A 25,536-nucleotide genomic window follows, 5' to 3' on the forward strand; every position below is an offset into this window, starting at 1 on the left:
AGCCGCGCTATAGTCGGCTGGCAGCGCATGACAAGCGGGCCGCGCATCGCGCCAATACCGGTGTCAATGCGGCATGACACGGCCCGAACACGCCAAAGCCCCTTGACCAACTTCGCGCATGCCGCCACGAATCCGTCCAGCCATGAACAGCGACACGCCCGACAGCCTGATCCCCTACGACGAAATCGTGCAGGAAGCCCTGCGCGCCGTCGTCGGCCGTGTGCTCGGCTCGATCGTCAGCGGCGGCGGCAGCCTGCCGGGCGCGCATCATTTCTACATCACTTTCAAGACCGCCGCGCCCGGGGTGTCGATCCCGCAGCACCTGCGCGAACGTTTTCCCGACGAGATGACGATCGTCCTCCAGAACAAGTTCTGGGACCTGGAGGTGCTGCCGCAAAGCTTCTCGGTCAGCCTCACCTTCAACCAGGTGCCCGCCAAGCTGACGATCCCGTTTGCCGCGATCACCGCCTTCGTCGATCCGGCAGTCGATTTCGGCCTGCAATTCCAGGCCGCGGTCGACGAGCTCGAGCCCGAAGCGCACGACGATGCCGAGAATGACGGGCCGGACACGGATCCGGACGGCTCGAACGTCGTCTCGGTCGATTTCGGCCGCAAGAAATAGGCCCCTGATGGCGGGGGCCAGACGGACCGGCAAAGGCAAGCGCGGGAAACCGGACACGCCTGCCGCCGAGGCCAAGGCCGCCCCTGCCGAACTCGACACAAAGCCCGCCGGCCCCGCCGGCCTTCCCCTCCCCAGCTCTTCGGCCGGCACCAATCTCGTCATCGCCGACATCGTGCTGCGCGCCGCGGGTGGCCTGCTGCGCGACCGGCTGGAGAAGGGCCTGATCGTCAAGAGCCACGGGCAGGCCAAGGCCGACAAGCTGGTCGACGGGCGCGGTGCCATGACCACTCTGGCACTGTGGAGCGCAAGCCACCTCGCGCGCCGTTCGCCGCTGGGGCTCGCGGTGGTCGCGGGGGGATTGGCGGCGAAGGTGTTCTACGACCGCGGCAGGCGGCTCGAGAAGAAGCGGCAGGCGGAGAGGCCGCTCCCGGCCCCGCCCTCCGGCGAATCCTGATCCGCGCTTGATTTCGCAGCCCCGCTTGGTGCAACGGAGCCCATGGGCGAATCCTCACACAATGCCGCAGACCAGCTTCACCGCCGGGGCCTGATGTTCATCCTCTCCTCGCCCTCGGGCGCGGGGAAGACCACGCTGTCGCGGATGCTGCTGGCCAAGGACGCGGAGATCAAGCTCTCGGTCTCGGCGACCACCCGCCCGCCGCGCCCGGGCGAGATCGACGGGGTGCATTACCACTTCGTCTCGCCCGAACAGTTCGAGGCGATGATCGACGAGGATGATTTCTACGAATGGGCCGAGGTCTTCGGCCATCGCTACGGCACGCCCAAGGGCAAGATCCGCGCCGGGCTGAAGGAGGGGCAGGACTTCCTGTTCGACATCGACTGGCAGGGCACCCAGCAGCTCTACCAGAAGGACCAGCAGGACGTTGTGCGGGTTTTCATCCTGCCTCCCTCGCTTGAGGAACTGCACCGCCGCCTCAAGGGCCGCGCCACCGACAGCCCCGAGGTGATCGCCGCCCGCATGGAGCGCGCCCGGGCCGAGATCAGCCACTGGGACGGCTACGACTACGTCATCATCAACGATGATATCGACGTGTGCTTCGACAAGGTCCGCGCGATCCTCGAAGCGGAACGCATGAAGCGTGCCCGGCAGACCGGGCTGATCCCCTTCGTGCGAGGGCTGATGGGTTAGGACACCGGCTTGGGCTCGGGCGCCGATGTGGCGGGCAGCCCGTTGATGTTGAGGTGCTCCTGCATGATCCAGCAGTGGCCCGGGGTGGAAACCGAGGCGCCGCCGAGCTTTCCTTCCCACTTGCCGAGCATCGACACGGTGCAGGCATCGGCCACACGGTCCATCCACGTCTTCACCAGCAGCCAGCGGTTGGCGAAGCCGATCTCGCCCGCCACGCCCATGAAGTCGACCTTGCCCTGTGCCTCGCGCGCCGCCGCGACTAGATCGGTAACATAGGTCTTCGCGGTCTCGACATCCTCACGCGTGCCCGGGCGCGAGAGGTGCCCGCCGACAAAGACCGAGAAATCGTAGCCCAGCAGCACGTCATGCGCATCGATGAAGCCCTGCACGTCCTCGGCCATGCCGAGATTGGTGAACGGCACCCAGCCGGGATATACGATATCGACCATCATCAAGACCTTCTCGCGCGGGAAAAGCACGATGAGGTTCCCCGGTTCATGGAAGGCTCCGGCAAGGTCGAGCTGCACCTCGGTGGCACCGAAGCGCATGCCCGTGCTGCCCGGCCCGACCACGCGGGTCGGAACCGGTCGACGCGGATCGGCCAGCCGCGCAAGCTTGTCGCGCGTGGGCACGCTGGCGATGCGCTGGACTTCCGGACCATACTGGTCGGCCGCGCCGATATGGTCGATATGGCTGTGGGTATAGATCAGCGCGATCACCGGCTTGTCAGTCGCTGCCGCGATCGCCTGCGAGAGCCGCGGCCCGATCGAGGGCGGGGCATCGACCACGACCACGCCCGCGTCGGTCACCGCGAACAGGGCCTGATAGAGCCCGTCGGTGACCATGTGCACCCCGGGCGCCACCTCGCGCACGAGGATGCCGGTGTCCTGCGGCACCGGCATCCTCGTGCGGCGGCGGGCAGATCCTGCCATTCGCGCTCGTGCGCCGCCCCTGGCGAAGCGAGCGCGAGTGAGGCGGCGGCGGCAGCGGTAGTGACGGCGATCAACGTGAAGGCAGGCCGGGGAGAGTTCAGCAAGGCAGGCATGGCGGGCTCCGCGAACCGGGGGAAAGAGACGACACCGTCGCTCGATACCCCCTGATCGCGCCGCCGGCAGGTGCGGGCCTGCGGCACCGTAACCGATCTTGCGGTGTTGCGCGCAGCCGCGCCCCCGCCCCTCAGGCGTCGTCGCCGAACTCGGCGAGGGTCTGGAGGAACGGCAGGTTGCTCACTCTGAGGGCGCGGCCCTCGCGGGCGATCACGCCTTGCGCTTCCCAGTCAGACAGCAGGCGGCTGACATTCTCGCGCGCGAGGCCGGCAAAGGCGCCAAGGTCGCTCTGGTTGGGATCGAAGCGCAGCCGGCCGTCATCGCGCGCCGGATCGATCAGCCGCACCAGCGCGCGGGCCAGACGCGGGGCCATCGAGAAGGTGCGGTCGCTCTCGATCACCAGATTGAGCTGGCGCACCCGCCGCGCAAGTTCGCGCATCACGCCTGCGGCCGAAACCGGGTTGGCGGTCGCCGCGGCGAGGAAGGTGCGCGAGGGCAGCAGCAGCACCGATGACGGCACCGCCGCGATCACGGTCGCAGTGCGCGGCCCACTGTCGAGCATCGCAATCTCGCCGACCAGTTCGCCGGGCCCGCAATAGTTGAGGATGATCTCGTGCCCGCTGGCGCTGACCATGGTGATCTTGAGCCCGCCGGACAGCACCACCACCGCAAAGTCACCGTCCTCGTCGCCCTGCGAGATGATCGGCTCGCCGGGACGCAGGTCTCGGCGGGAGGCCTCGCGCAGCAGCTGTTCGAGCTGGTCGGGCGCGAGCGCACGCAGCAGCGATTCGGGCGCGAGACGGGCGATGAGATCGTCGAGCGTATCCAACATCATGAGAGCCCCCTTCGGTTGGCCGAGGATAGGGGCAGCGAAAGTCCCCCGCAACGGCCGACGAGGGGCACGATAAATCGCATCGGCCCGCAAAACCGTGACGGCCATCACAGACCGCGTGCGCGCCTTGCGCGATAGCCGGGGCGCGACCCGGGCGGAGGAGCAATTCTCCTCCGCCTCCTAGGCCCACATTCCTGGTGAGAGGGGGTGTGGGCCTCTTTTTTTGCCGATCAGTGGCCGCCGCCGCTGGGATCGGCGAAGTGGTTCGGCAGCAGCGCGTTGACCACGCCGCCATCGACCGTCAGCGTCTCGCCCACCACATAGTCGCCCGCGCGGCTGCACAGGTAGATCGCGGCTGCCGCCATGTCTTCGGCGGTGCCGATGCGCTTGGCCGGGATGCCGCTGGCGCTCGCGTCAGGCGCGTCCTTGGCGGCCTTGTTCATCTCGGACGGGAAGGCACCGGGCGCAATCGACGACACCACGATATTGTCCCGGATCAGCCGCGCCGCCATGCGCCGGGTGAGCTGGATGACCGCCGCCTTCGATGCCTGATAGGCATAGGTCTCCCACGGGTTGATCCGCTGGCCGTCGATCGAGGAGACGTGGATGACCTTGGCCGGATGCCCGGCCTTGCCGCCTGCGACCAGCAGATCGTGGAGCTTCTGGGTGAGGAAGAACGGGGTCTTGACGTTCAAGTCCATCGTCCGGTGCCAGCCGGCCTCGGAGAATTCGAGATAGGGCTGGCCCCAGGCGGCGCCGGCATTGTTGATGAGGATGTCGAGCCGGGTCTCGCGCGCCTTGAGTTCATTGGCGAGCGCCACCATCCCGTCCATCTGGCTGAGGTCGGCGGGGATGCCGATCACGCGGTCTGCGCCGAACTCGTCGATGGTGGCCTGCATCTGCTCGACCTTGCGCGCCGAGATGTAGACCTTGGCGCAGCCCGCCGCGAGCAGCCCCTCGACGAACATCTTGCCGATCCCGCGGCTGCCGCCGGTGACGAGGGCAATGCGGCCTTCGAGGCTGAAAAGTGATTGAATGTCCATTTCAAATCTCTCCGTCTTCCCGGGCTTGACCCGGGATCCCGCTCATTTTTTGCCCGCCGCGAGAAAGAAGCGGGGCCCCGGGTCAAGCCCGGGGAGGCGTTTGGGACTTAGTAGCCGCTCAGCTCCGCCACGCGGTTCGCATGGAAGTTGGCATCGCCGAGGAACTCGGCCAGCGCGCGGTCGCGCTTCATGTAGAGGCCGATGTCGTATTCGTCGGTCATGCCGATGCCGCCGTGCATCTGCACGCCTTCCTGCACCGCCAGCCGCGCGGTCTTGGCGACCTTGGCCTTGGCAACGCTCGCCATCAGGTCGGCATGGGCCGAACCGCCGTCGAGCAGCTGCTGGGCCTTGATGGTCGCCGCGCGGGCGATCTCGACCTCGGAATAGAGGTGGCTGGCGCGGTGCTGGAGCGCCTGAAACTCGCCGATCAGACGGCCGAACTGCTTCCTCTGCTTGAGGTAATCGACCGTCATGTCCATCGCCCCGCGTGCGACGCCCACGCCTTCCGCCGCCGCGCCGACGCGGCCCGCGACCAGCATCGCATCGAGCACGGCGCGCCCGCCGTCGATCTCGCCGATCACGGCATCGCCGTCCAATTCGACGCCATCCAGCCGCGTATGACTCGCCATCGAACTGTCAACGAGGCGCACATGATCGTGCGACAGCCCGGCGACGTCCTTGGGCACCGCGAACAGCGTGATCCCGTCCGCATCTTCGTCACCGCCAGAGGTGCGCGCGGCGACCACGATCATGTCGGCGCTGCCGCCGTGGATGACGAAGCTCTTGGCGCCGGTCAGCTTGAAGCCGTTGCCCGACTTTTCGGCGCGCGTGGTGATCCGCGAGGGCCGGTGCTTGGCGGTCTCGTCGATAGCGACGGCGAACACCGAATCCCCCGCGATCAGCCCGGGCAGGTAGCGGCCCTTCAAGTCCGCCGAGCCGTGCTTCAGCGCGGTCGCGGCGAGCACCGACGATGTCAGGAACGGCGAGGGCGTCAGGTTGCGGCCGATTTCCTCGAGCACGATCCCGGCTTCGACATGGCCCATCCCGAGCCCGCCGTCGGCTTCCTCGACCAGCATGCCGGTAAAGCCCATCTCGGCCATCTGCTTCCACAGGGCGTGGCCGAAGCCGTCCTTGCAGTTGCGGTCGCGCCAGTGGCGCAGCTGCTTGGCGATATTGCCTTCCTCGGCAATGAACCCGCGCGCTGTGTCGGCGAGCATCGCCTGATCTTCATTGTGATACAGGGGCATCCCTTGCTCCAGTGTTCTTTGCTAAATCAGAAATAGTGCGACAAAGACGCGGGCAGCTCCACGCGTTCAGGGCCTCTAGGAGGTGACTCTTTCCGCCAGCCTCCCGCCGTCGTTTGAATGGCACTGATGGGCAGCGCGTCCTCTTTCGGAAGCTGCTTCAAGTCTTCAACCAGCCAAAAGGAAGCCCACTTACCGTCCGTCGCTGTTGAAGGTGGCCGCGCATCCGCGATTTCTTTCTCCTTCTCCGAGGATGCTACGAGCTTTGCGATCCAAGCGACGACGCAAGACAGGTCAGCATCGCTCCCTTCATGAGAAGAATAAATCAATACTGGGACAGGCTCACCGTCACGATCCCTCTCGACCTCGCGCAACCATTCCCACTTGTTCGTGCCGTACGCAATGCGACCGTGCTTGGCGCTATGCTGAAGCCCAGAAACGAGGTGGTTGCTCGGAACGGGCGCCAAGATGGCGAAATCCAACATCAAGCCCCCGGCAGGTCGAGGATGCGCTTGGCGATGACGTTGAGCATCACCTCGCTCGTCCCGCCCTCGATCGAGTTGGCCTTGGTGCGCAGCCAGTTCCTGGCCGGCTTGCCCTTCTCGGTCGCCTCGCTCTCCCATTCGAGGGAGCGCGAACCGCCGACCGCCATCATCAGCTCGTGGCGGCGCTTGTTGAGCTCGGTGCCGGCGTATTTCATCATGTTGGGCTGCGCGGGGTGCGCCTTGCCGACCTTGATCTCGTCGAGGAACTTCTCGCCCATCGCGGCATAGGCCAGAGCGTCGACATCGAAATTCGCCAGCTCGGCGCGCAAGCAGGGATCGAGCTCATCGCCGAGCTTCGCCGCATGGCGCTTCATCATCGACCCGATCGCCGCCGCGCGCTCGCCGCCGTCGGCGCCCGAGATCATCTCGCGCTCGTGGCCGAGCAGATACTTGGCGACATCCCAGCCGCGATTGATGGTGCCCACCTGAGCCGGGCAATCATCGCCATAGGACTTGGGCACCTCGACATTGTCGAAGAAGGTCTCGCAGAACGGCGAGGAACCGCTGATCAACAGGATCGGCTTGGTGGTCACGCCTTCGGATGCCATGTCGAACAGCATGAAGGTGATGCCCTGATACTTGTCGGCCTTGTCGGTGCGCACGAGGCAGAAGATCCAGTCGGCCTGGTCGGCATAGCTGGTCCAGATCTTCTGGCCGTTGACGACCCAGGAATCGCCCTTGTCCTCGCCGAAGGTCTGCAAGCTGACGAGGTCGCTCCCCGAACCGGGTTCCGAATAGCCCTGACACCAGCGGATTTCTCCGCGCGCGATCTCGTTGAGGAAGCGCTGCTTCTGCCCCTCAGTGCCGAAATGCAGCAGCGCGGGGCCGAGCATCCAGATCCCGAAGGAGCTGAGCGGCGGGCGCGCGTTGATGCGGCCCATTTCCTCGCGCAGCACCTTGGCTTCGGGGGCCGAGAGCCCCGCCCCGCCATAGGCCTTGGGCCACATCGGCACGGTGTAGCCCTTGGCGATGCACGCCTCGAGCCACGCCTTCTGGGCATCGTTCTTGAAGGTCGCGCGGCGGCCGCCCCAGTAGATGTCGTCCTCGCCGCGCACCGGCTCGCGCATTTCGGGCGGGCAGTTGGCTTCGAGCCAGGCGCGGGTTTCAGTGCGGAATTGTTCAAGATCGGCCATGACCGATTCTCCTCTCTCGTCTCTCACTTGACGCTTACGTTAGGAGCAATTTGCCGCTGCCTGCAAGCGTCCTTCGCTCGAACGGGAATGCCGTAGCGTCAGCCCCAATGCTCAAGACGCGAGATTGACGCGCCCTGCAATCGGTCTAGGTTCGCAACCGAAATGGGAGAGAGAAACGTGACCGGACACCTCGTTGGCGGGGCGAGACGCGCATGGGCGTGATCGCCGGAAAATTGCCCATGCGGGTCAAGCTGCTGGCCGGATTCGGCTCGGTCGCCTTCGGAGTGAAGGACAACGGCTTTTCCTTCTTCCTGCTGATCTTCTACAATCAGGTGCTGGGAATGGACGCGGGGCTGGTGAGCCTTGCTCTGCTGATCGCGCTGCTGGTCGATGCGCTGGTCGATCCGCTGCTCGGCAACCTCTCGGACCGCACCTATACCCGCTGGGGCCGCCGCCTGCCGTGGCTTTATGCAGCGCCCGTGCCGCTCGCGTTCCTGTGGGTGCTGCTGTGGAGCCCGCCGGGCGGCACCGTGCCGAGCTTTGGCGGTCTTGTCGCCATCGCCGTCGCGGTGCGCATCCTGCTGTCGGCCTGCGAGGTGCCCTCGATCGCGCTCGTCCCCGAACTCACCGCCGACTACGACGAGCGCACCACGCTGTTCCGCTACCGCTTCCTGTCGGGCTGGATCGGCGGCCTGGGGATGATGGTGCTGGCCTACACCGTGTTCATGCCGGGCGCGGAAGGGATGCTGGCGGTCGAGGGCTATCAGGCCTTCGGGATCTTTGGCGCGGTGCTGATGGCGGTCTCGGTGATCGGCTCGGCCGCCGGGCTCCACCCGCTGGTCGCGCGCCTGCCCGCGACGAAGCCTGCACCCTTCACCTTCAAGGGCGCTTTCGCCGAGATCGCCGAGGCCTTCTCCGAGCGCGCCTTCCTGATCTTCGCGGCCGGCGGGCTTGCCGCTTACGTGGCGCAGGGGATGACCTTCTCGATCTCGAACTACCTCAACCTGTTCGTGTGGCAGCTGACCCGCGCACAGCTGATCGCCTATCCGCTGATGCTGTTCGCGTCCGTCGTGCTGATGTTCGTGATCGTCGGCCCGATGCACCGCCGCTTCGGCAAGGCGGGGAGCGCGGCGCTGAGCGCGGTCGGTTCGGCGGTGATCGGGATCTGCCCCTATGGCCTGCTGCTGGCGGGCCTGTGGGCGCAGCCCGGCACGCTCGCCTCGACTGCGGGCTTCTATGCCTTCATGCTGTTCGCCAATGCGCTTGGCGTGGTGTCGCTGGTCTCGGCAACCTCAATGATGGCCGAGATCGTCGAGGCTTTCGAGGAACGCACCGGACGGCGCGCGGAGGGCTCGTTCTTCTCGGGCGGGTGGCTGGTGCAGAAATGCGCGACCGGCGCAGGCATCTTCGTGACCGGCCAGATCATCGCCTTTGCGGGCCTCGCTCCCAATGCCGCGCCGGGTTCTGTGCCTCCCGAAGTGCTGACGCGACTGATCGTGTGCTTCGGCGTGGCGGGCGTGGGGCTGGCGCTGGTGTCGGCCTTCTTCCTTGCCCGCTTCCCGATCAGCCGCGCCGAGCACGAGGCGCGGCTCGAACGGCTGGCCCACCGCAAGCGGTCCGATCCGCTTGCCGAAGCCGCCCGCGCCGATCCGGAGGGCCATTCGATCGGCGCCTGAGGCACTACAAAAGAGAGCTTGGCGCGTGGCGGATGCTCTGCCACGGTCACCCGCAGATTCGATTGCAATTGAGGACGAGAGGAACCCCCCATGGATTTCGAACCCACCGAACGGCAGGCCTATTGGCGTGACCGCGTGCGCGATTTCATCGAGACGCACGTGCGCCCCAACATGGATGTCTACAAGGCACAGGATGCCGAGGGCGGGCGCTGGAAGGTGATCCCAATCATCGAGGACAAGAAGAAGCTCGCCAAGGAGGCGGGGCTTTGGAACCTGTTCATGCCGCCGCGCAATGACAGCCACCACCATGTCGATGATACCTTCGAATTCGAAGGCCCGGGCCTCACCAACCTCGAATATGCGCTGTGCGCCGAGGAAATGGGCCGCCTTGGCTGGGCGTCGGAAGTGTTCAACTGCTCGGCGCCCGACACCGGCAACATGGAGGTGTTCCACCGCTACGGCACGCGCGAGCAGAAGGAAGAGTGGCTGCGGCCGCTGATGAATGGCGAGATCCGTTCCGCCTTCCTGATGACCGAGCCCTACACCGCATCCTCGGACGCCACGAACATCGAGACCCGCATCGAGCGCGACGGCGATCATTACGTGATCAACGGGCGCAAGTGGTGGTCTTCGGGCCTCGGCGATCCGCGCTGCAAGATCGCGATCGTGATGGGCAAGACCAATCCGGAATCGCAGCGTCATGCCCAGCAATCGCAGGTGCTGATGCCGATCGACACGCCCGGCGTGAACATCCTCAGGCACCTCCCCGTGTTCGGCTATGACGATGCCCCGCACGGTCACATGGAAGTCGAGATGAAGGACGTGCGCGTCCCCGTCGCCAACGTGCTGCTCGGCGAAGGCCGCGGCTTCGAGATCGCGCAAGGGCGCCTCGGGCCGGGCCGCATCCACCACTGCATGCGCACCATCGGCGTCGCCGAAGAGGCGCTCGCCAAGATGTGCCGCCGCCTTCAGGAGCGCGAGGCGTTCGGCAAGCCGGTCTACAAGCACTCGGTCTGGGAAGAGCGCGTGGCGCGCGCCCGCATCGATATCGACATGACCCGCCTGCTCTGCCTCAAGGCCGCCGACATGATGGACAAGGTCGGCAACAAGGCGGCCAAGCAGGAAATCGCGATGATCAAGGTGCAGGCGCCCAACATGGCCCTCAAGATCATCGACGATGCGATCCAGGCGCATGGCGGCGGCGGGGTGTCGGAGGACTACGGCCTCGCCTCGGCCTATGCCCACCAGCGCACCCTGCGGCTTGCCGACGGGCCGGACGAGGTTCACGCCCGCTCGATCGCGCACATGGAGTTCGCCAAGCACGCCCCCGTTCCGGGGCCGACGGCGAATGCCCTGCGCGGCAATCACGGACGCGCGGTCAATGACACCCAGAGCTTCAGCTCGGGCGACATGGGCGTGGCGCGCTGATCAGTCTCCCCCTCCTCCGGTGGAGGAGGGGGCTTCGGGAGAGAAGAATTGGCAAAAGCCGCCATCCTTGAACAACCTGGCCAAGGCCTTCGCATCGCCGAGGTCACCTATGCCGAGCCCGGCCCGCATGAAGTGCTGATCGACACCAAGGCCTGCGGGCTGTGTCACTCCGATCTGCACTTCATCGACGGGCACTACCCCCACGCCCTGCCCTGCATTCCAGGGCACGAGGCGGCGGGGATCGTCCGCGCGGTCGGCAGCGAGGTGAAGACAGTGAAGCCGGGCGACCACGTCGTCTCCTGCCTCAGCGCCTTCTGCGGACATTGCGAGTTCTGCGTCACCGGCCGGATGGCGCTGTGCCTCGGCGGCGACACGCGCCGCGGCAAGGGTGAGGCACCGCGCATTGCCTTTGCCGATGGCGCGCCGGTCGCGCAGATGCTCAACCTCTCGGCCCTCAGCGAACAGATGCTGATCCACGAACACGCCTGCGTCGCCATCGACAAGGCCATGCCCTTCGACCGCGCCGCGCTGCTCGGCTGCGCGGTGACGACCGGCGCGGGGACGATCTTCAACGCCTGCAAGGTGACCCCGGGCGAGACCGTGCTGGTGGTCGGCTGCGGGGGCGTCGGCCTTGCCGCGATCAATGCCGCGAAGATCGCCGGCGCGGGCAAGATCATCGCCGCCGATCCGCTCCCCGAAAAGCGTGCCCTCGCCGAGGTTCTGGGCGCGACCCACACGGTGGATGCGCTGGCCGAGGATGCCGCCAAGCAGATCATCGCGCTGTCCGCCGGCGGGGTCGACTGGGGGATCGAGGCAGTCGGCCGGCAGGCCTCGGCAGACCTTGCGGTGGCTTCGCTGAAGCGTGGGGGCACCGCGGTGATCCTCGGCATGATGCCCTTGGACTGCAAGGTCGGGCTCGGCGCATTTGACCTCCTCAGCGGCAAGAAGCTGATGGGCGCGATTATGGGGATGAACCACTTCCCGGTCGACCTGCCGCGCCTCGTCGACTTCTACCTGCGCGGGTTGCTCGATCTTGACACGATCATCGCCGAGCGGATCACGCTCGAACAGGTGAACGAGGGCTTCAACACGATGCGCGCCGGGCATTCCGCACGCACGGTGGTGGTGTTCGACTGATGACCGACGCTCCCCAGATCGACTTCGACAAGGAAATGGTCGGCACGCTCGCAGTGACCGAGAAGGACGCGCTCGATCTGCCTGCGCTGACGGCATGGTTCGAGGCGCATGTCGAGGGTTTCGAAGGCCCGATCAGCTACACCAAGTTCAAGGGCGGCCAGTCGAACCCGACCTACCGGATCGACACGCCTTCCGCGAGCTACGTGCTGCGGCGCCAGCCCTTCGGCAAGCTGCTCCCAAGCGCCCACGCGGTCGACCGCGAATATGCGGCGATGACCGGGCTCCACCCGACCGGCTTCCCCGTGCCCCGCACCTACGGCCTCTGCGAAGACCCGGAGGTCATCGGCTCCAAGTTCTTCGTGATGAGCATGGCAGACGGCCGCAGCTTGTGGAACGGCGCGCTGCCCGGCCTGACGCCCGAGGATCGCCGCGAACATTACCACGCGCTTATCGACACCATGGCCGACCTGCACTTGAACCAGCCCGAGCGGATCGGGATGGGCGATTACGGCAAGCCAGGCGATTACTGCGCGCGCCAGATCGCGCGCTGGTCGAAGCAGTACAAGCTGTCCGAGACCGAGCTGATGCCGGAAATGGAGCGGCTGATCGAATGGCTGCCGCAGACCATCCCGCCGCAGCACGGCTCAAGCGTGGTGCACGGCGACTACCGGCTCGACAATGTGATCTTCCACAAGACTGAACCCCGCATCATCGCGGTGCTCGATTGGGAGCTGTCGACACTGGGCGATCCGATCGCCGATTTCAGCTACCTGATGCTCAACTGGTTCCAGCCTGCCGATGGCCGCGCGGGGCTGCTCGGCCTTGATCTGGAGGCGCTCGGCATTCCCACGGTCGAGGAAGCGGTGGAGCGCTATGTCGCGCGCACCGGTTACCCCGTGCCGCCGATGGACTGGTACTTCGCCTACAACCTGTTCCGCCTCGCCGGGATCATGCAGGGCATCAAGAAGCGCGTGATCGACGGCACCGCCTCGAGCGCCCACGCGCAGGCGATGAGCGAGCGCGTGCGCCCGCTGGCGGAGCGGGCGTATCAGTTCGCGCTGGCAGCGGGGATGGATACCTAGTTTTTTGCACGCCCCTCCGGGCGTGCGTCCTCGGTGCAATTCCCTCCGCTGCGCTGCGGGGCACCTGCGGGCGGCCGTTCGGCCTTGCGGCCCTGCCGGCCGAAATTGAGTATCCCTTCGACGTTTACGTATGCTGCCTCGGCGCTTGCAGCCTCCGCTTGCCGAGCACCGCGCTCGCGGCTAGGCGCTCGGGCGCAACTATCCGCCGGAGAGAGCGCATGCATGACGACCTGATCACCGCCATCGAAGCAGCATGGGAAGACCGCGCCTCCGTGACCCCCGGCCATGCCGTGGGCGAGGCGGTGACCGCGGCGCTGGCGCTGCTCGACAGCGGCGAGGCGCGCGTCGCGCAGCCCGACGGCAACGGCGGGTGGCAGGTCAACCAGTGGCTCAAGAAGGCGGTGCTGCTCAGCTTCCGCCTCAACGACAATCGCGTGATGGACGGCGGCGCGGCCGGCGCGCCCGCCTATGACAAGGTGCCGCTGAAGTTTGCCGGTTGGGGCGAGAACCGCTTCCGCGATGCCGGTTTCCGCGTCGTCCCGGGCGCGGTCGTGCGGCGCGGCGCGCATATCTCCAAGGGCGCGGTGCTCATGCCGAGCTTCGTCAACATCGGTGCCTATGTCGGCGAGAACACCATGATCGACACCTGGGCGACCGTGGGCTCGTGCGCGCAGATCGGCGCCAACGTCCACATCTCCGGCGGCGCGGGGATCGGCGGCGTGCTCGAGCCGCTGCAGGCCGAGCCGGTCATCATCGGCGACAACGCCTTCATCGGCGCGCGCGCGGAAGTCGCCGAGGGCGTGCGCGTTGGCGAGGGCGCGGTGCTCTCGATGGGGGTCTATCTCGGCGCCTCGACCAAGATCGTCGACCGCGCGACGGGCGAGGTCCACATGGGCAGCGTGCCGCCCTATGCGGTGGTCGTGCCGGGCTCGATGCCCGGCAAGCCGCTGCCTGATGGCAGCATGGGCCCGAGCCTCTACTGCGCGGTGATCGTCAAGACCGTGGACGCGCAGACCCGCTCCAAGACCGGCATCAACGAGCTGCTGCGCGACTGATCTGGCAACAGGCCCGTCCTGCCCCGTTTCCGCTCCGCCCCCATCACAGCGCAACGAAACATGCGCGCTGCCCCGGCATGGCTTCCTGCCCCTTCAAGCAGGAGACGCCCATGCCCGATCCCGACCGCCGCACCAGCATCGACGAGACCGACGCCAAGGCGGGCAGCAAGGAGGGCGTGGTGCGCTGGGTGCTGCTGATCAGCCTCACGGGCGCGATCGTCGCGCTGACGCTGGTCTGGGTGACCGGCGCGCTGACGCAGGGCCCGGTCGAAAGCCAGATGAATGTCGAGCGCAAGGTCGAGGCCGAGCGCGATCAGGACGCCGTCGGCGCGGAGAGTTCGATCGACGGCGTGCTCTCCGACGATCCCGAGAACGGCGTGGACGAGGCAACAACCGAACGCGAAACCCCTCGCTGACTTCACGAAAATTGCCCGCATCGTCGCGCTGCGGGAACCATTTGTCGCTGCCCGGATTGATTGACGTTACGTAAGGACATTCCCTTACGTAAATCAACGAAACAGGGAGAGCGACAATGGCCGACAAGAACGAGTCCATCCGCATCAATGACGAAGCCGCGCGCGGCGCGGTCGGCAATACCGGCCTGCGCTATGTGCTGGGCTTCAGCCTCGCCTTTGCGGTGATCGCGATGAGCCTGGTGTGGATCGTCCCTGCGATCGCCATGGCGCATTGACCCTGCATCACTCCGCCTTGGCGGGCGGAGTGATGAGGGTTTCGATCGGCGGCTGATCCGCCACGCTTGCCGCATAGGCTTCGGCGCTGCGCATCACCCGCAGGATATTGCGGCTCGCGATCAGCTCGAGCTCGGCCTGTGAAAGCCCGCGCCGCGCCAGTTCGGTGAACAATGCGGGGTAGCCGCTGACATCCTCCATCCCCACCGGGCCGATCGGCATGCCGTCATAATCGCCGCCGATGCCGATATGCTCCACGCCCGCGATCTTGCGGATGTGCATGATATGATCGGCAACGTCGCTGATCGCCGCCTTGGGTTCGGGATTGGCTTCGAGCCACGCCTTCATCGCCTCGTTCGCGGCATCGGGATCGCCGAGGTGGACGACCCTGAGCCGCGCCAGCTCGCCCGCACGCTTCGCGTCCCACTGGCGGATGTCCTCGTCGATGAAGCGCGGCAGGGCGACCACCATTACCACGCCGCCGTTTTCGGGCAGGCGGGCCAGCACGGCGTCGGGCACGTTGCGCGGATGGGGCGTCACCCCGCGCGCGCCAGAGTGGCTGAAGATCACCGGAGCCTTCGCCACATCCAGCGCGTCCATCATCGTGTCCTCGCTGACATGGGAGAGGTCGACCAGCATCCCCAGCCGGTTCATCTCGCGCACCACGTCCATGCCGAATGCGGTCAGCCCGCCGTGCCTGGGGGCATCGGTCGCCGCATCCGCCCAGGGGATGTTCGAATTGTGGGTCAGCGTCATGTAGCGCGCGCCCATCGCGTAGAACTGGCGCAGCACGGCAAGGCTCGATCCGATCGAATAGCCGCCCTCCATCCCCAGCAGGGAGGCGACCTTGCCCTCGCGCATCGCGGTCTCGACCTGATCGGCGGTCAGGGCATACCGCATCGTATCGGGATTGCGCGCGATCAGGCGCTTGGTCACGTCGATCTGCTCGATGGTCTGCTGGATCGCCGCCGCCTCGTTGGCGTTGTGCGGCACATAGACCGACCAGAACTGCGCCCCCACCTTGCCCTTCTTGAGCCGGATCAGATCGGTGTGCATCGCGCCGTCATCACCGCCGATGTGGTCGTGCTCGTCCATGGTGTCGGTGAAGTCGAAAGCATTGATCTGGTTGTCGTAGCGTTGGCGGAGCTGGCCGGGCGCATCATTGTGCCCGTCGAACACCGGCGCGGCTTCGAGCGCGGCAGTGGCGATGGCGGTCGCGGTGGCGTCGTCGATCACCGGAGGCTTGGCCGATTGCGCGGCAAGCGGGCCGGCGAGCAGCAGCGCGGCGACAAGGGCGAGACGAGAGGCACGGGGGTGCGAAGGCGCGGAAAGTTGCATGGAGGTGGCTCCGGAAGCTAGAGCGCCTGACAACACAGGCACGGGGTATGCGGCATGGATAGCGCGAGCGCGTTGATTGAACAATTGGGCCTTGCGGCACACCCCGAGGGCGGGTGGTATCGCGAGACGTGGAGGGGCGAGCCGGGCCCCGATGGCCGCGCGAGCGGCACCGCGATCATCTTCCTCTTGCGCGCCGGAGAGGCTTCGCACTGGCACACGGTCGATGCGGCCGAGCTGTGGCTGTGGCAGGCGGGCGATCCGGTCGAGCTGCGGCTATCCGCTTCGGACGAAGGCCCGGCGCGCTCGGTGATCCTCGGCAGCGACATTGCCGCGGGCCAGCACTTGCAGGGCCTCGTCGGCCTGAGCGAATGGCAGGCGGCGCGGCCGTTTGGCGAAAGCGTCCACGGCTACAGCCTCGTCTCCTGCGTGGTGGTGCCGGGGTTCGACTTTGCGGGCTTCCGCCTTGCCGAGCCGGGCTGGGAGCCCGGCGCATGACGAAGACGATCCTGCGCTGGCTGCTCGCGGTGTTCTACTTCGCCGCCGGGGTGATCCACATCCTGAAGCCTGCGCCCTTCCTGACCATCATGCCCCCGTGGGTGCCCGCGCCCGAAGCCGTGGTGCTGTGGACGGGGGTGGCAGAGGTGCTCGGCGCGATCGGGCTGGTGCAGCCTTTCTCCAAGCCGCTGCGGCAGGCGGCGGGGTGGGGGCTGGCGCTCTATGCGCTGTGCGTCTGGCCGGCCAACATCAACCACTTCGCGCTCGACATGGGACGCGCGGACGGCGGCCTCGGCCTTGCCTATCACGTGCCGCGCATGTTTGCGCAGCCGGCCATCATCTGGCTCGCGCTGTGGGTGGGCGAGTGCCTGCCGCTCAGGCGCAGGGCGGCGTGACAGCCGGGGATGCGATCCTCGCCCTGCTTGGCCAGCGGGCCGAGGGCGCCACGATCTGCCCCAGCGAGGCCGCGCGCCTGCTGGCAGGGCCGCAGGGCGACTGGCGCGCCGCGATGGAGGCGGTCCACACCGCCGTCGATGCGCTGGCCGAACAGGGCGCGGTGCGGCTCTCGTGGCGGGGCGCCCAGATGCAAAAGCGGCGCGGACCCTACCGGATCGCGCGCCGCTGATGTGAGGCCGATGAGGCCTCAGGATGCCGAAAGGCTCAGCTCAGGTGCTTGGAGACCGCAGCGGTCATCTTGAACATCGAGATCTGGTCCTTGCCGATCACTGCGCCAAGCTTGGCGTCGGGATTGATCTGACGCTTGTCGGCAGTGTCCTGCAGGCTGTTGGCCTTGATATATTCCCAGACCTTCGAGGTCACTTCGGCGCGGGTCATCGGGCCCTTGCCGATCACCGCTTCGAGTTCCCCGGAAAGCTGCACCGGCTTCTGCAGTGCGTTGGTTGTTCCAGCCATTGTCTACTCCCTTATGTCAGTGGCAGGTTGATCACAAATCATCGTCTTCCCAGCCCGCATCGTCCTCGTCCCCGCTCCCTGTGAAGGTGGCGTGGAGCACCGCGCAAGCCGTTATCGACCCTTGCAGCGATGCGAGCAGTTCCGCACGCCCTGCGCCCGGCATCAGCACCAGCGGCAGGTCAGTCGCGAAAAGTTGAAACAGGTAGTGGCGCGTCTCGCCTTCGGGGGGCGCGGGCAGCAGCCATTCGGAATTGCCGACCGCATTCTTGCCCGTGCGCGGCGGCACCTCGCCCTCGAGCAGCTTGCCGCGCTGCCCGGCGAGGCCCCACACCAGCCAGTGGCAGGCAGGATCGGCGGCGGGCGGGGACGAAGCGTCCTCGACCACCAGCACCAGCTCGGCAGAACCCGGCGGCGGCGCGCTCCATTCGAGCGGCGGGGCAACCGCGTCCTCTTCCTCGGCGGTGAAGCTCGGATCGAGCGGCTCACCGCTGCCGAACGCCGGGCTCGTCAGGGCAAACCCGCCACGCGACAAGGTCTGCGCCGTGCCGAGCTGCGCGATCGCAAGACCGGGATGACGCGCGGACGCGGGCACATGGGGTGCAAGCCAGGCGGGGAAATCAGTCATGATTCTGTCTTTTCACTGCCCTCGTGCTAGTCCCTTCGGATGCGGCTTGCGAGACTGGGCAAAGGCATTTTCGGCGGATTCTGAGGAAAACCCTGCAAATGCAGGCAAAAAGGTCACGCTTTTTTGCGCCATAACGGGTCGAACCGCATCGCGCCTGCTTGCTCTTGGGCGTTTGGCGGGCCATTCCTGTCACCGCGCGCCGCCCCTGACGGCACGTGAAAACGCCCCGGAGACTTTCCTGCCATGCGTGTCGGTCGCACTGCCCTGAGCCTTGTTCTAGCCTTCCAGCTTGCCGCCTGCGGGGGCGGCGGGTCGTCATCGTCCGCCCCGCCGACCGGCGGCGGTGTCACTCCGACGCCGACGCCAACCTCGACCTCTGCCGCATGCTCGCTGAGCGCACGGCAGGACTTCGCCGACCAGGTGCTCAATGAATGGTATCTGTTCCCCGACCTGCTGGCTTCGGTGAACCGCGCCACGGTAAGCAATCTCGACGACTATCTCGACGCCCGTGTCGCCCCGGCGCGCGCCGCCAACCGCGACCGCTTCTTCACCTTCGCGACCTCGATCGCGGAAGAGAACGCGCTGATCAACTCGGGCTCCTCGGCCGGTTTTGGCATCCGCCTGTCCTATGATGCGGCCAACCGCCGGCTGTTCGTGGTCGAGGCCTACGAGGGCGCGGCCGCGCTTGGCGCGGGAATCGACCGCGGGACCGAGATCACCGCGATCGGCACCACCAGCGCCAACCTCCAGAGCGTCTCCAGCCTGTTCGCGACCGGCGGGTCGCAGGCGGTGGCCGATGCGCTCGGGCCGTCCACCCCGGGGGTGAGCCGCGTGCTGCGCTTCGTCCAGCCGGGCGGTGCGTCGCAGGAGCGCACGGTCACCAAAACCGAATTCGCGCTCGACCCGGTGTCGGACCGCTATGGCCTCGTGATCCTCAATGATGGGCCGCGCCGGATCGGCTACATCAACCTGCGCACCTTCATCATCGCGGATGCGACCAACCAGCTGCGCAGCGCCTTCGGCACGCTCAATGCGCAAGGCGTGACCGAGTTGATCATCGACCTCAGATATAATGGCGGCGGGCTGGTGAGCGTGGGCGACAGCCTGGGCGACCTGATGGGCCGCGGCCGAGTGGGGCAAGTGTGGAGCCGCGAGGTGCTTCGCGCCTCCAAGGCCGCGGAGAACTCGACCCAGCTGTTCCGCAACGAAGCGAACGCCATCACCCCCACCAAGGTCGCCTTCATCACCACCGGGGCCAGCGCTTCGGCGAGCGAGCTGGTGGTCAATTCGATGCTCCCCTATCTCGGCAACAACATGGCGCTGGTGGGGGCCAATTCGTTCGGCAAGCCGGTCGGCCAGTTCGGCTTCGATCTGGCCGCCTGCGACCTGCGCATCCGCGCGGTTTCGTTCCAGACGGTCAATGCCAGCAATCAGGGCGAATATTACACCGGCCTTGCCAGCGTGGTGCCCAACACCTGCCGCGCCGGGGACGACATCACGCGGCCCCTTGGCGACCCGCAGGAGGCCTCGATCGCAGCCGCGCTCGATTTCCTCGCCGGGCGCGCCTGCACGCCGATCGGCGCCATCGACACCGGCAGCGAGATCGCCGGCACGGGCGCGACTGGCGGGCAGAGCGCGAGGCAGGGCCTCGACCTGCCCGAGCGCGAACCGCTCCAGCCGCGCAAGCCCCTGCCGGTCCAGCGCGAACTGCCCGGGCTGTTCTAGACGGCTAAAGCCCCTCGGGCACCGTCGCGAAGCTCGGCGTGTCGCCGAGGTCGACCCAGCCCTGCTTGCTCTTGGCATAGCAGTGGAAGGCGGGATTGAGGATGCTGGTGTCGTCGAGCGTGCCGGCCTTGATGAACATCATCCCCGGCGGGCTGCCGACCCGGGTGAAGACGGGCGAGCCGCATTCCGGGCAGAACTGCCGCCGCACTGTCGCGCCGCTGTCGCCGGTGTCGTTGTAGGTCTTGAGCGTGCCCTCGAAGGCGACCGCGTCCTCGGGGACGCCGATGATCACCGAGAGCGCGCTGCCCGCCTGGCGCTGGCAGTTCTTGCAATGGCAGGTAACGCACAGCAGCGGCTCGCTCTCGCAGGTGTAGCGCACGCTGCCGCACAGGCAGCCTCCGGTGATTGTCATGGCTCTTCTCCCCCTTGTCGCGGCCCCCTTGCGCTTCAGGGCGCTTCGGGGCCGGTGAACCTCTGGCTATCCGTATAGCCGCAGCCCTTCAGAGTCTCCCCGCCCAAAGCGATAGTGGCGACAAAGGGGAAACTGCGGTCGCTCATCCCGTCGCTGCATTGGCCGGGCGTGAGCGTGGCGGTGAGGGCCTTGCCATCGACCTCGCCCGAGAAGCCGAGGCCCCCGTTGCCGGCAAAGCGCTTGACGGAAAACCGCGTGCCGGGCTGGTTGTCGGGGGTGGTCCACAGCCCCTCGCCGCCTGTGACCGCGAGGTTCCAGAAGGGCTCTGTGCCGAGCATGGTGACCGCCTCTTGCGGAGCGACCTTGTCGAAGGGCTTGCCTTCGGGTTCGATGCCGTCGGTCTGGGCGGGGGTGCAGGCGGCGGTGGCCAGGGCCAAGGCGGCAAGCGGCAGCAGGCGGGGTTGCATCGGGTCTCTCCTCACTTGCAGGAATAGGCCGGAACCTCGGCCGCGCCAAGGCATTGCCCGCCCATGGACGTTACCCCTTCCCGCGCCGCGGCGCTCGCCCGCCTCGCCGCCTTTCTCCCCGCCGCCGGCCGCCGCTATGCCGAGACCCGCAACGCCGATGATGGTCCGCGTGCGGAGGGGCGCGGGAATGTCTCCGAGCTTTCGCCCTGGCTCCACGCAGGCGTGATCAGCGAGACCGAAGTGCTGGAGGCGGTGCTGGGCGTCCACTCGCCGCGCGCAGCCGAAAAATTCATCGCCGAGGTGTTCTGGCGGATCTACTTCAAGGGCTATCTCGAACAACGCCCCGCGATCTGGGCGGATTACTGCACGGGCCGCGACGGCGCGCTCGCCGCGCTCGAGGCCAATGCGGGGCTGCGCAAGGCCTATGCCGAAGCCGTGGAGGGCCGCACCGGCATCGAAGCCTTCGACGTCTGGGCCAAGGAGCTGGTGGCAACTGGCTACCTCCACAACCACGCGCGGATGTGGTTTGCGAGCATCTGGATTTTTACGTTGCGGCTCGACTGGCGCCTTGGGGCAGACTTCTTCCTGCGGCATCTGATGGACGCCGATGCTGCCTCGAACACGCTGTCGTGGCGCTGGGTCGCGGGGCTGCACACCAAGGGCAAGCACTACCTGGCGCGGGCCGACAACATCGCGCGCTACACCGCAGGGCGGTCCGAGGGGGCGCTTGATGCGGCGCGGCTCGCGGGCGACGAGGCGCAGCCGCTGAGCGAGCCGCAGGACTACGCGCGGCAGAAGCTCGACCTGCCTGCGCCGTTCAGTGCGGCGGACTTCGCCGAGCCCTTCGCGCTGCTGCTGCATGACGAGGCCGCACATCATGCGCCCCTCGCCCTCGCCGCCGCCCCAGCGCTGGTGATCGCTGCCGCCCGGCCCGAAGCGCGCTCCCCCGGCGCGCCGGGTTCGCACGCACTCGCCTTCGCTAACGGCGCACTCGCAAGCGGGATGGCCGAAGCAGCCGCCGCCTTCGTCTGCCCTGCGGTGGAATGGCGCGCGGGCGAGCCGCTCGCGCCCCTGCTGGCGGCGGCCGGGCTCAAGCGGATCGCGGTGCCCTATGTCCCCGCCGGATGGGCCCGCGACGCGCTCGGCCCCGATCTCGCCCCGCTCGCCGCAGCTGGACGGGTGGTGATGCTGCTCGGCGAACTCGATCGCGCCACCTGGCCGCTCGCCAAGGCGGGGTTCTTCGGCGTCGCCAAGGCGATCGACGGGCTGCTCGCCGAATGCGGAATCCACGGCGGCATGGCGCCCGCTTCAACCGGGAGTTAACCCTGCTGGCGTAACACCTTGCGGCTGTCATCCACCCCCGGGCCCGCCATCGCCATGCTCTACCCCAACCGTATCCAGACCGCGCTGATGTTCGATACCCGCGCCGATCACCTCGAAGCGGTGATGCGCGATTTCCAGCGGATCGAGGGCATCCGTTCGAATGCGCGCTTCCATCTCTCCGAACAGAACCCGGGCCGCTTCTACCGCCTGTTCGAGGGGACGGAGGAGCTGATGGTCACGCTCGAATATGCCGACGGCCCGTGCGACGAACGGCATTTCGCGGGCCCGCTCGCCTCGCCCTATACCGGGATCGTCACGCCCGACATCCGCAGCCGCATTGCCCGGACTTATGGCCATGTCCTGCTCGAGGTTTCGCACGGGGTGATGGGCGGGGTCGAGGAGGATCCCAAGATCGCGGCGATGTTCGAGGCGATCGGCCGCCCGCGCTCGGGCGCGAGCCAGCTGCAGTTCGAGCGGCGCCTCGCGGTGCTCACCCTGCTGACGCGGATCGCGATCGACCATGGCATGCCGCTCGCCGTGCACTGGACCCAGTCGGGCCTGCTGCTGGGGGGCGAGGTGTTCGAGCACATCGCCGCGGGCGACAGCGTGCCCGGGCCGCTCCACATCCATCCCCAGCTGTTCCGGCCGCGCGCGGCGCCGGACGCCATGCCGCTAGCCGGCATCCGCACCTTCGGCGCCCGCCACTGGCTGGGGCGCGAGATCATCATCGAGCCCAATGTCCTGCCCTGGACCGCCAATTTCGAGACGATCCTCGCCTTCATGCGGATCGCCACCGGGCAGAACGGCTATGTCATTTCCGATGGCGACACCTTCGGGCCGGAGGACCGCAGCCTCTCCTACCGGGTGCTGCACCACGAAGCGGGCGCGATGATCGGCGTGGTCGATCCCGAGCCTGCCGACATGCCGCTCTACGAGCTGGTGCCGCTAAAGCACCTCGCCCACGGCTTCGTCTCGCCCGAACACGTGCCCGACGACCGCGTGGTGGACGACCGTGCCTTCCCGCTCGACATCATGCCGGCGGATCAGGAGGCGAAGATGGCGCTCGCCAACGAGTGGTTCGAGAAGCGCAAGCTTGCCGAGGGGATCGGCGGGCGCTTCGAGGTGCGCCATCCCGACGCGCCCGCAGCGCCGCCGCCGCCGCCTGCTCCGCCGCCCGCCCCTGCCGAGCCGGGGCTGAGCGGGGTCAGCGGGCGCGGGGTGCGTGCGCGGGTCTTCGGGCGCAAGGGGCTCTGACCGCCCCGCCCTTCAGGAGGGCTCAGATCTGCTTGTCGGGCGAGGGATCGCGGCGGTGGCGTTCGGCCTTGCCGAAGATCCGGTCGAGCCGCTCGGCCATGATATTGGCCGCGATCCGCGCCGCGGCATCGACATCGCCGGCCTTGCCGGTCACTCCGATCGGACGAGAACCGCGCGGCCGCGCCTCGATCGTACAATGCTTGTCATCCGCACCATGTTTGGCGCTGTTGACGTCCGAGACATGGACCTCGACCCGCGTCAGCCGCTCGCTGAAGCGCGCGAGACGCTGGCGCACCTGCGCTTCGATCCGGGCTGCGACGTCGCTGGTGCCCATCACCGAACAGTCGGTGTTGAACTGGAACTGCATGGTGCTCATGGCACTCGTCTCCTTGCTGGGTCGGTCACCTGTTGCCCGCAAGGCAACCATGCGCCCGGCAAGTGCCGCGTGCCAGCCCTATCCGACGGAGCGTTCGGGAACAGGGGCGTCTGCCGCGCGGCGCTCGGCCCTGATGGCTTCCGCCTTCTCGCGCTCGACGATGGTCTTGCGGGCCTGTTCGGCTAGGCCGCGCCAGGTCTTCTCGGAGCGCAACTCGCGGTCGCGCACATTGTCGAGCGTCGCCTTGGCGGCAAGGTCAGCGGCTTCGTCGGCACGCTCGCTGCAGAATTCGTAGGTCTGGGCCATCGGGGGTGTCCTGCCATGGGAGGGGATCGGCGGGATTCGTTAGGCATGGGAGCGGGACGCCGCAGCGCCCCGCTCCCGATAGTCAGATCAGGCAGCTGCCAGATTCACGGCGCTTTCCTTGCCGTTGCGTCCACGCTCGAGATCGTAGCTGAGGCGCTGGTCCTTATCGAGGCTGTGCATGCCGGCGGCCTGCACGGCAGTGATGTGGACGAAGCTGTCCGACGAGCCATCGTCGGGCTGGATGAAGCCATAGCCCTTTTCGGTGTTGAAGAACTTGACGACTCCGGTCTTGGTGCTCATGCGATGTTCCTTTCAAGAACAATAGGTTGCCCACAGGCGACATGCCGTGCGGGCCGTGCGTCGTATCGTCCGATGAAAGGAAGTCGTCGTCTGGGAGTCGCCAAGCGGCCGGAGCCGGGTGGTAAAGCGCAAATTTCGAAGTCCGTCGCAAATTTCGACGTCAGCGGCGGCGCAGTAGCATGCTTTCCACAGATCGCCTAATCGGCCCGTCGCATTCGCACCCCGGGAGCCCGCCCCCCCCGCGCGCGTTAAGACATTCGCGACACCTCCCGCGCTATCCTCCCCGCTTCGATGAACCCGCTGCCCGCCCCTGTTCCGGCCCACGGCCCCGCCACCGGCGCCCCGCCCGAGCTGCGCCGCCGCCTGCGCCGCACCGGCATCGCCGTCGTCGGCGGATCGGTCGCCGCCTCGGTGTTCTTCGCGCACACCTCCTTCTCGCTGTTCGGCCAGGTCCAGTATTCGCACACCATGATCTTCGCCACGACGATCCCGCTGCTGGTGGCGAGTGTCACCTTCCGCTGGATCACCCAGCTCACCCTCCAGCTCGAGGCCTCGCGCGGCGAGCTCGAGCGGCTGGCGCTCGAGGATCCGCTGACCCGCCTCGCCAACCGCCGCGCGGCGCTGGCGCAGCTCGCCGCGTGGTCCGCCGAGGCAGGCGCGCCCATCGCGCTCGCCATCGCCGACATCGACCACTTCAAGCGCGTCAACGACCGGCTCGGCCATGACGGCGGGGACGCCAGCCTCGTCCACTTCGCCGCCATGCTGCGCCGCATGGTGCCCGAGGGCTGGCTGGTCGCCCGGATCGGCGGCGAGGAATTTCTCATCGCCGCGCAGCTTGCCGACTTTGCCGGTTTCGCCGAGCGCATCGAGGCGCTGCGCACCGCCATTGCCGAGACCCCGCTGATCACGCCCGCCGGCCCCTGGCGCCTGACCGCGAGCTTCGGCCTTGCCCAGCAGGCCGCAGACGAAACCCCCGGCCGCCTCATCACCCGCGCCGACCAGGCGCTGTACAGCGCCAAGCTGGCCGGACGGAACCGGAGCGAAAGAGCTGCGTAACCGGACAAAGGTTACAGCCTGTCCACTTTACTCCTTCCACCCATTCTCTTGTAATGCCGCCATTAATTCATCATCCGAGAAAGCGGACGGACAGGGGTAGGGGGCCTTGTTTGCGCCCATGAAGCCGTCAAACTCGCCCGGATCTTCCGGCCTGAGCGCGCCCGTTGCCACCGCCTCGCCGCTTTCGACCTTGGCCAACAGCGCCTCGAAATCGCGCGCATGGCGCTCGGCCGCCGGGCCGAGCCGCCCGAAGGCCGGATTGCTGCCC

At 67.3% G+C, this 25,536-nt stretch carries 31 protein-coding genes; 17 read left to right on the plus strand and 14 right to left on the minus strand.

What is annotated here, in order from left to right; genetic code table 11:
* Positions 1–142 precede the first annotated feature (142 nt).
* Genes NBV68_RS02850 through gmk form a run of 3 tightly spaced genes read left to right on the plus strand, consistent with a single transcriptional unit; the run spans position 143 to position 1,769 of the window.
* Positions 143–622, plus strand: coding sequence for a ClpXP protease specificity-enhancing factor SspB (locus tag NBV68_RS02850; RefSeq protein WP_296307033.1), 480 nt, complete (start codon positions 143–145; stop codon positions 620–622).
* Positions 623–629: 7 nt separating this feature from the next.
* Positions 630–1,076: a hypothetical protein gene (locus NBV68_RS02855; protein ID WP_296307034.1), complete on the plus strand. Its 447-nt coding sequence runs from the start codon at positions 630–632 to the stop codon at positions 1,074–1,076.
* A gap of 42 nt (positions 1,077–1,118) precedes the next feature.
* Positions 1,119–1,769, plus strand: a complete 651-nt coding sequence (gene gmk, locus NBV68_RS02860) for a guanylate kinase (RefSeq protein WP_296307035.1) — start codon at positions 1,119–1,121, stop codon at positions 1,767–1,769.
* Here the strand turns inward: gmk and NBV68_RS02865 are convergent.
* From NBV68_RS02865 to NBV68_RS02885, 5 genes are all read right to left on the minus strand, one after another.
* Positions 1,766–2,701 carry an MBL fold metallo-hydrolase gene (locus NBV68_RS02865; RefSeq protein ID WP_296307036.1) on the minus strand — a complete coding sequence of 312 codons (936 nt, stop codon included), beginning with the start codon at positions 2,699–2,701 and terminating at the stop codon, positions 1,766–1,768. The two genes, gmk and NBV68_RS02865, sit on opposite strands and share 4 nt — an antisense overlap.
* Positions 2,702–2,945: 244 nt before the next feature.
* Positions 2,946–3,650 (minus strand): Crp/Fnr family transcriptional regulator, encoded by a 705-nt coding sequence (locus tag NBV68_RS02870; protein ID WP_296307037.1) that lies wholly within the window; start codon positions 3,648–3,650, stop codon positions 2,946–2,948.
* Between the two features lie 227 nt (positions 3,651–3,877).
* Positions 3,878–4,690 (minus strand): SDR family oxidoreductase, encoded by an 813-nt coding sequence (locus NBV68_RS02875; RefSeq protein WP_296307038.1) that lies wholly within the window; start codon positions 4,688–4,690, stop codon positions 3,878–3,880.
* A 107-nt stretch (positions 4,691–4,797) separates the two neighbouring features.
* On the minus strand, positions 4,798–5,937 hold the full coding sequence (locus tag NBV68_RS02880; protein ID WP_296307040.1) for an acyl-CoA dehydrogenase: 1,140 nt from the start codon (positions 5,935–5,937) through the stop codon (positions 4,798–4,800).
* A 481-nt stretch (positions 5,938–6,418) separates the two neighbouring features.
* Positions 6,419–7,612, minus strand: coding sequence for an acyl-CoA dehydrogenase family protein (locus NBV68_RS02885; RefSeq protein ID WP_296307041.1), 1,194 nt, complete (start codon positions 7,610–7,612; stop codon positions 6,419–6,421).
* Positions 7,613–7,851: 239 nt separating this feature from the next.
* On the opposite strand from NBV68_RS02885, the gene NBV68_RS02890 reads away from it, so the two are divergent.
* The 7 genes from NBV68_RS02890 (at position 7,852) to NBV68_RS02920 (ending at position 14,681) form a co-directional block, all read left to right on the plus strand.
* The gene (locus tag NBV68_RS02890) at positions 7,852–9,288 is read left to right on the plus strand and encodes an MFS transporter (protein ID WP_296307043.1); all 1,437 of its coding nucleotides are present in this window, start codon (positions 7,852–7,854) and stop codon (positions 9,286–9,288) included.
* A gap of 90 nt (positions 9,289–9,378) precedes the next feature.
* The gene (locus tag NBV68_RS02895) at positions 9,379–10,716 is read left to right on the plus strand and encodes an acyl-CoA dehydrogenase family protein (protein WP_296307045.1); all 1,338 of its coding nucleotides are present in this window, start codon (positions 9,379–9,381) and stop codon (positions 10,714–10,716) included.
* 48 nt (positions 10,717–10,764) lie between these two features.
* The gene (locus NBV68_RS02900; RefSeq protein WP_296307047.1) at positions 10,765–11,853 is read left to right on the plus strand and encodes a Zn-dependent alcohol dehydrogenase; all 1,089 of its coding nucleotides are present in this window, start codon (positions 10,765–10,767) and stop codon (positions 11,851–11,853) included.
* On the plus strand, positions 11,853–12,935 hold the full coding sequence (locus NBV68_RS02905; RefSeq protein ID WP_296307050.1) for a phosphotransferase family protein: 1,083 nt from the start codon (positions 11,853–11,855) through the stop codon (positions 12,933–12,935). Before NBV68_RS02900 ends, NBV68_RS02905 begins: the two co-directional genes overlap by 1 nt.
* Positions 12,936–13,153: 218 nt before the next feature.
* The gene (gene dapD / locus NBV68_RS02910) at positions 13,154–13,990 is read left to right on the plus strand and encodes a 2,3,4,5-tetrahydropyridine-2,6-dicarboxylate N-succinyltransferase (RefSeq protein ID WP_296307053.1); all 837 of its coding nucleotides are present in this window, start codon (positions 13,154–13,156) and stop codon (positions 13,988–13,990) included.
* A gap of 110 nt (positions 13,991–14,100) precedes the next feature.
* Complete coding sequence (locus NBV68_RS02915; protein WP_296307055.1) at positions 14,101–14,406, plus strand: hypothetical protein; 306 nt, start codon at positions 14,101–14,103, stop codon at positions 14,404–14,406.
* Between the two features lie 116 nt (positions 14,407–14,522).
* Positions 14,523–14,681, plus strand: a complete 159-nt coding sequence (locus NBV68_RS02920; RefSeq protein WP_296307057.1) for a hypothetical protein — start codon at positions 14,523–14,525, stop codon at positions 14,679–14,681.
* A 7-nt stretch (positions 14,682–14,688) separates the two neighbouring features.
* Here the strand turns inward: NBV68_RS02920 and NBV68_RS02925 are convergent, their stop codons facing one another.
* Positions 14,689–16,017, minus strand: a complete 1,329-nt coding sequence (locus NBV68_RS02925; protein WP_296307058.1) for a dipeptidase — start codon at positions 16,015–16,017, stop codon at positions 14,689–14,691.
* A 54-nt stretch (positions 16,018–16,071) separates the two neighbouring features.
* Here NBV68_RS02925 and NBV68_RS02930 point away from each other — a divergent pair, with 54 nt between their 5' ends.
* The 3 genes from NBV68_RS02930 to NBV68_RS02940 are packed head-to-tail and all read left to right on the plus strand — an operon-like array spanning position 16,072 to position 17,137.
* Positions 16,072–16,512 carry a cupin domain-containing protein gene (locus NBV68_RS02930; protein ID WP_296307060.1) on the plus strand — a complete coding sequence of 147 codons (441 nt, stop codon included), beginning with the start codon at positions 16,072–16,074 and terminating at the stop codon, positions 16,510–16,512.
* Positions 16,509–16,907, plus strand: a complete 399-nt coding sequence (locus NBV68_RS02935; RefSeq protein ID WP_296307062.1) for a DoxX family protein — start codon at positions 16,509–16,511, stop codon at positions 16,905–16,907. Before NBV68_RS02930 ends, NBV68_RS02935 begins: the two co-directional genes overlap by 4 nt.
* Positions 16,904–17,137, plus strand: coding sequence for a DUF3253 domain-containing protein (locus NBV68_RS02940; RefSeq protein WP_296307064.1), 234 nt, complete (start codon positions 16,904–16,906; stop codon positions 17,135–17,137). Before NBV68_RS02935 ends, NBV68_RS02940 begins: the two co-directional genes overlap by 4 nt.
* A 35-nt stretch (positions 17,138–17,172) precedes the next feature.
* On the opposite strand, the gene NBV68_RS02945 is transcribed toward NBV68_RS02940, so the two are convergent.
* Entirely contained in the window at positions 17,173–17,424 is a 252-nt protein-coding gene (locus tag NBV68_RS02945; protein WP_296307066.1) for an SWIB/MDM2 domain-containing protein, read from the minus strand.
* Positions 17,425–17,455: 31 nt separating this feature from the next.
* Entirely contained in the window at positions 17,456–18,049 is a 594-nt protein-coding gene (locus tag NBV68_RS02950) for a YbhB/YbcL family Raf kinase inhibitor-like protein (RefSeq protein WP_296307068.1), read from the minus strand.
* A gap of 243 nt (positions 18,050–18,292) precedes the next feature.
* Here NBV68_RS02950 and NBV68_RS02955 point away from each other — a divergent pair, with 243 nt between their 5' ends.
* The gene (locus tag NBV68_RS02955; protein WP_296307070.1) at positions 18,293–19,774 is read left to right on the plus strand and encodes a S41 family peptidase; all 1,482 of its coding nucleotides are present in this window, start codon (positions 18,293–18,295) and stop codon (positions 19,772–19,774) included.
* 4 nt (positions 19,775–19,778) lie between these two features.
* On the opposite strand, the gene NBV68_RS02960 is transcribed toward NBV68_RS02955, so the two are convergent.
* Positions 19,779–20,186 carry a GFA family protein gene (locus NBV68_RS02960; protein WP_296307071.1) on the minus strand — a complete coding sequence of 136 codons (408 nt, stop codon included), beginning with the start codon at positions 20,184–20,186 and terminating at the stop codon, positions 19,779–19,781.
* 35 nt (positions 20,187–20,221) lie between these two features.
* Positions 20,222–20,653 (minus strand): hypothetical protein, encoded by a 432-nt coding sequence (locus NBV68_RS02965; protein ID WP_296307073.1) that lies wholly within the window; start codon positions 20,651–20,653, stop codon positions 20,222–20,224.
* A 63-nt stretch (positions 20,654–20,716) separates the two neighbouring features.
* Between NBV68_RS02965 and NBV68_RS02970 the strand changes: the two genes are divergently transcribed.
* Together NBV68_RS02970 and NBV68_RS02975 are read left to right on the plus strand one after the other, a co-directional pair.
* Complete coding sequence (locus tag NBV68_RS02970) at positions 20,717–21,976, plus strand: FAD-binding domain-containing protein (protein ID WP_296307075.1); 1,260 nt, start codon at positions 20,717–20,719, stop codon at positions 21,974–21,976.
* Between the two features lie 18 nt (positions 21,977–21,994).
* Positions 21,995–23,230, plus strand: coding sequence for a hypothetical protein (locus NBV68_RS02975; protein ID WP_296307078.1), 1,236 nt, complete (start codon positions 21,995–21,997; stop codon positions 23,228–23,230).
* 22 nt (positions 23,231–23,252) lie between these two features.
* On the opposite strand, the gene NBV68_RS02980 is transcribed toward NBV68_RS02975, so the two are convergent.
* The 3 genes from NBV68_RS02980 to NBV68_RS02990 form a co-directional block, all read right to left on the minus strand.
* Positions 23,253–23,606, minus strand: a complete 354-nt coding sequence (locus tag NBV68_RS02980; protein WP_296307080.1) for an HPF/RaiA family ribosome-associated protein — start codon at positions 23,604–23,606, stop codon at positions 23,253–23,255.
* Positions 23,607–23,684: 78 nt separating this feature from the next.
* A complete protein-coding gene (locus tag NBV68_RS02985) occupies positions 23,685–23,912 on the minus strand; it encodes a hypothetical protein (RefSeq protein ID WP_296307081.1) in 228 nt (75 codons plus the stop codon).
* 87 nt (positions 23,913–23,999) lie between these two features.
* Positions 24,000–24,212, minus strand: coding sequence for a cold-shock protein (locus tag NBV68_RS02990; RefSeq protein WP_296307083.1), 213 nt, complete (start codon positions 24,210–24,212; stop codon positions 24,000–24,002).
* A 291-nt stretch (positions 24,213–24,503) separates the two neighbouring features.
* On the opposite strand from NBV68_RS02990, the gene NBV68_RS02995 reads away from it, so the two are divergent.
* On the plus strand, positions 24,504–25,268 hold the full coding sequence (locus tag NBV68_RS02995) for a GGDEF domain-containing protein (RefSeq protein WP_296307084.1): 765 nt from the start codon (positions 24,504–24,506) through the stop codon (positions 25,266–25,268).
* Positions 25,269–25,295: 27 nt separating this feature from the next.
* Here NBV68_RS02995 and NBV68_RS03000 read toward each other — a convergent pair.
* The coding region (locus NBV68_RS03000) for a hypothetical protein (RefSeq protein WP_296307086.1) at positions 25,296–25,536 on the minus strand (241 nt) is incomplete at its 5' end.

The organism is Erythrobacter sp. (assembly GCF_023653175.1).
Classification (GTDB): domain Bacteria; phylum Pseudomonadota; class Alphaproteobacteria; order Sphingomonadales; family Sphingomonadaceae; genus Erythrobacter.

Coding starts and splice junctions, on each gene's coding strand:
- NBV68_RS02870 (WP_296307037.1), bottom strand. CDS start 3,650: ATGATGTTGGATACGCTCGACGATCTCATCGCCCGTCTCGCGCCCGAA.
- NBV68_RS02880 (WP_296307040.1), bottom strand. CDS start 5,937: ATGCCCCTGTATCACAATGAAGATCAGGCGATGCTCGCCGACACAGCG.
- NBV68_RS02945 (WP_296307066.1), bottom strand. CDS start 17,424: ATGGCTGGAACAACCAACGCACTGCAGAAGCCGGTGCAGCTTTCCGGG.
- NBV68_RS02960 (WP_296307071.1), bottom strand. CDS start 20,186: ATGACAATCACCGGAGGCTGCCTGTGCGGCAGCGTGCGCTACACCTGC.
- NBV68_RS02950 (WP_296307068.1), bottom strand. CDS start 18,049: ATGACTGATTTCCCCGCCTGGCTTGCACCCCATGTGCCCGCGTCCGCG.
- dapD (WP_296307053.1), top strand. CDS start 13,154: ATGCATGACGACCTGATCACCGCCATCGAAGCAGCATGGGAAGACCGC.
- NBV68_RS02920 (WP_296307057.1), top strand. CDS start 14,523: ATGGCCGACAAGAACGAGTCCATCCGCATCAATGACGAAGCCGCGCGC.
- NBV68_RS02925 (WP_296307058.1), bottom strand. CDS start 16,017: ATGCAACTTTCCGCGCCTTCGCACCCCCGTGCCTCTCGTCTCGCCCTT.
- gmk (WP_296307035.1), top strand. CDS start 1,119: ATGGGCGAATCCTCACACAATGCCGCAGACCAGCTTCACCGCCGGGGC.
- NBV68_RS02895 (WP_296307045.1), top strand. CDS start 9,379: ATGGATTTCGAACCCACCGAACGGCAGGCCTATTGGCGTGACCGCGTG.
- NBV68_RS02955 (WP_296307070.1), top strand. CDS start 18,293: ATGCGTGTCGGTCGCACTGCCCTGAGCCTTGTTCTAGCCTTCCAGCTT.
- NBV68_RS02995 (WP_296307084.1), top strand. CDS start 24,504: ATGAACCCGCTGCCCGCCCCTGTTCCGGCCCACGGCCCCGCCACCGGC.
- NBV68_RS02865 (WP_296307036.1), bottom strand. CDS start 2,701: ATGGCAGGATCTGCCCGCCGCCGCACGAGGATGCCGGTGCCGCAGGAC.
- NBV68_RS02855 (WP_296307034.1), top strand. CDS start 630: ATGGCGGGGGCCAGACGGACCGGCAAAGGCAAGCGCGGGAAACCGGAC.
- NBV68_RS02875 (WP_296307038.1), bottom strand. CDS start 4,690: ATGGACATTCAATCACTTTTCAGCCTCGAAGGCCGCATTGCCCTCGTC.
- NBV68_RS02930 (WP_296307060.1), top strand. CDS start 16,072: ATGGATAGCGCGAGCGCGTTGATTGAACAATTGGGCCTTGCGGCACAC.
- NBV68_RS02985 (WP_296307081.1), bottom strand. CDS start 23,912: ATGGCCCAGACCTACGAATTCTGCAGCGAGCGTGCCGACGAAGCCGCT.
- NBV68_RS02965 (WP_296307073.1), bottom strand. CDS start 20,653: ATGCAACCCCGCCTGCTGCCGCTTGCCGCCTTGGCCCTGGCCACCGCC.
- NBV68_RS02980 (WP_296307080.1), bottom strand. CDS start 23,606: ATGAGCACCATGCAGTTCCAGTTCAACACCGACTGTTCGGTGATGGGC.
- NBV68_RS02915 (WP_296307055.1), top strand. CDS start 14,101: ATGCCCGATCCCGACCGCCGCACCAGCATCGACGAGACCGACGCCAAG.
- NBV68_RS02905 (WP_296307050.1), top strand. CDS start 11,853: ATGACCGACGCTCCCCAGATCGACTTCGACAAGGAAATGGTCGGCACG.
- NBV68_RS02890 (WP_296307043.1), top strand. CDS start 7,852: ATGCGGGTCAAGCTGCTGGCCGGATTCGGCTCGGTCGCCTTCGGAGTG.
- NBV68_RS02935 (WP_296307062.1), top strand. CDS start 16,509: ATGACGAAGACGATCCTGCGCTGGCTGCTCGCGGTGTTCTACTTCGCC.
- NBV68_RS02990 (WP_296307083.1), bottom strand. CDS start 24,212: ATGAGCACCAAGACCGGAGTCGTCAAGTTCTTCAACACCGAAAAGGGC.
- NBV68_RS02885 (WP_296307041.1), bottom strand. CDS start 7,612: ATGGCCGATCTTGAACAATTCCGCACTGAAACCCGCGCCTGGCTCGAA.
- NBV68_RS02850 (WP_296307033.1), top strand. CDS start 143: ATGAACAGCGACACGCCCGACAGCCTGATCCCCTACGACGAAATCGTG.
- NBV68_RS02970 (WP_296307075.1), top strand. CDS start 20,717: ATGGACGTTACCCCTTCCCGCGCCGCGGCGCTCGCCCGCCTCGCCGCC.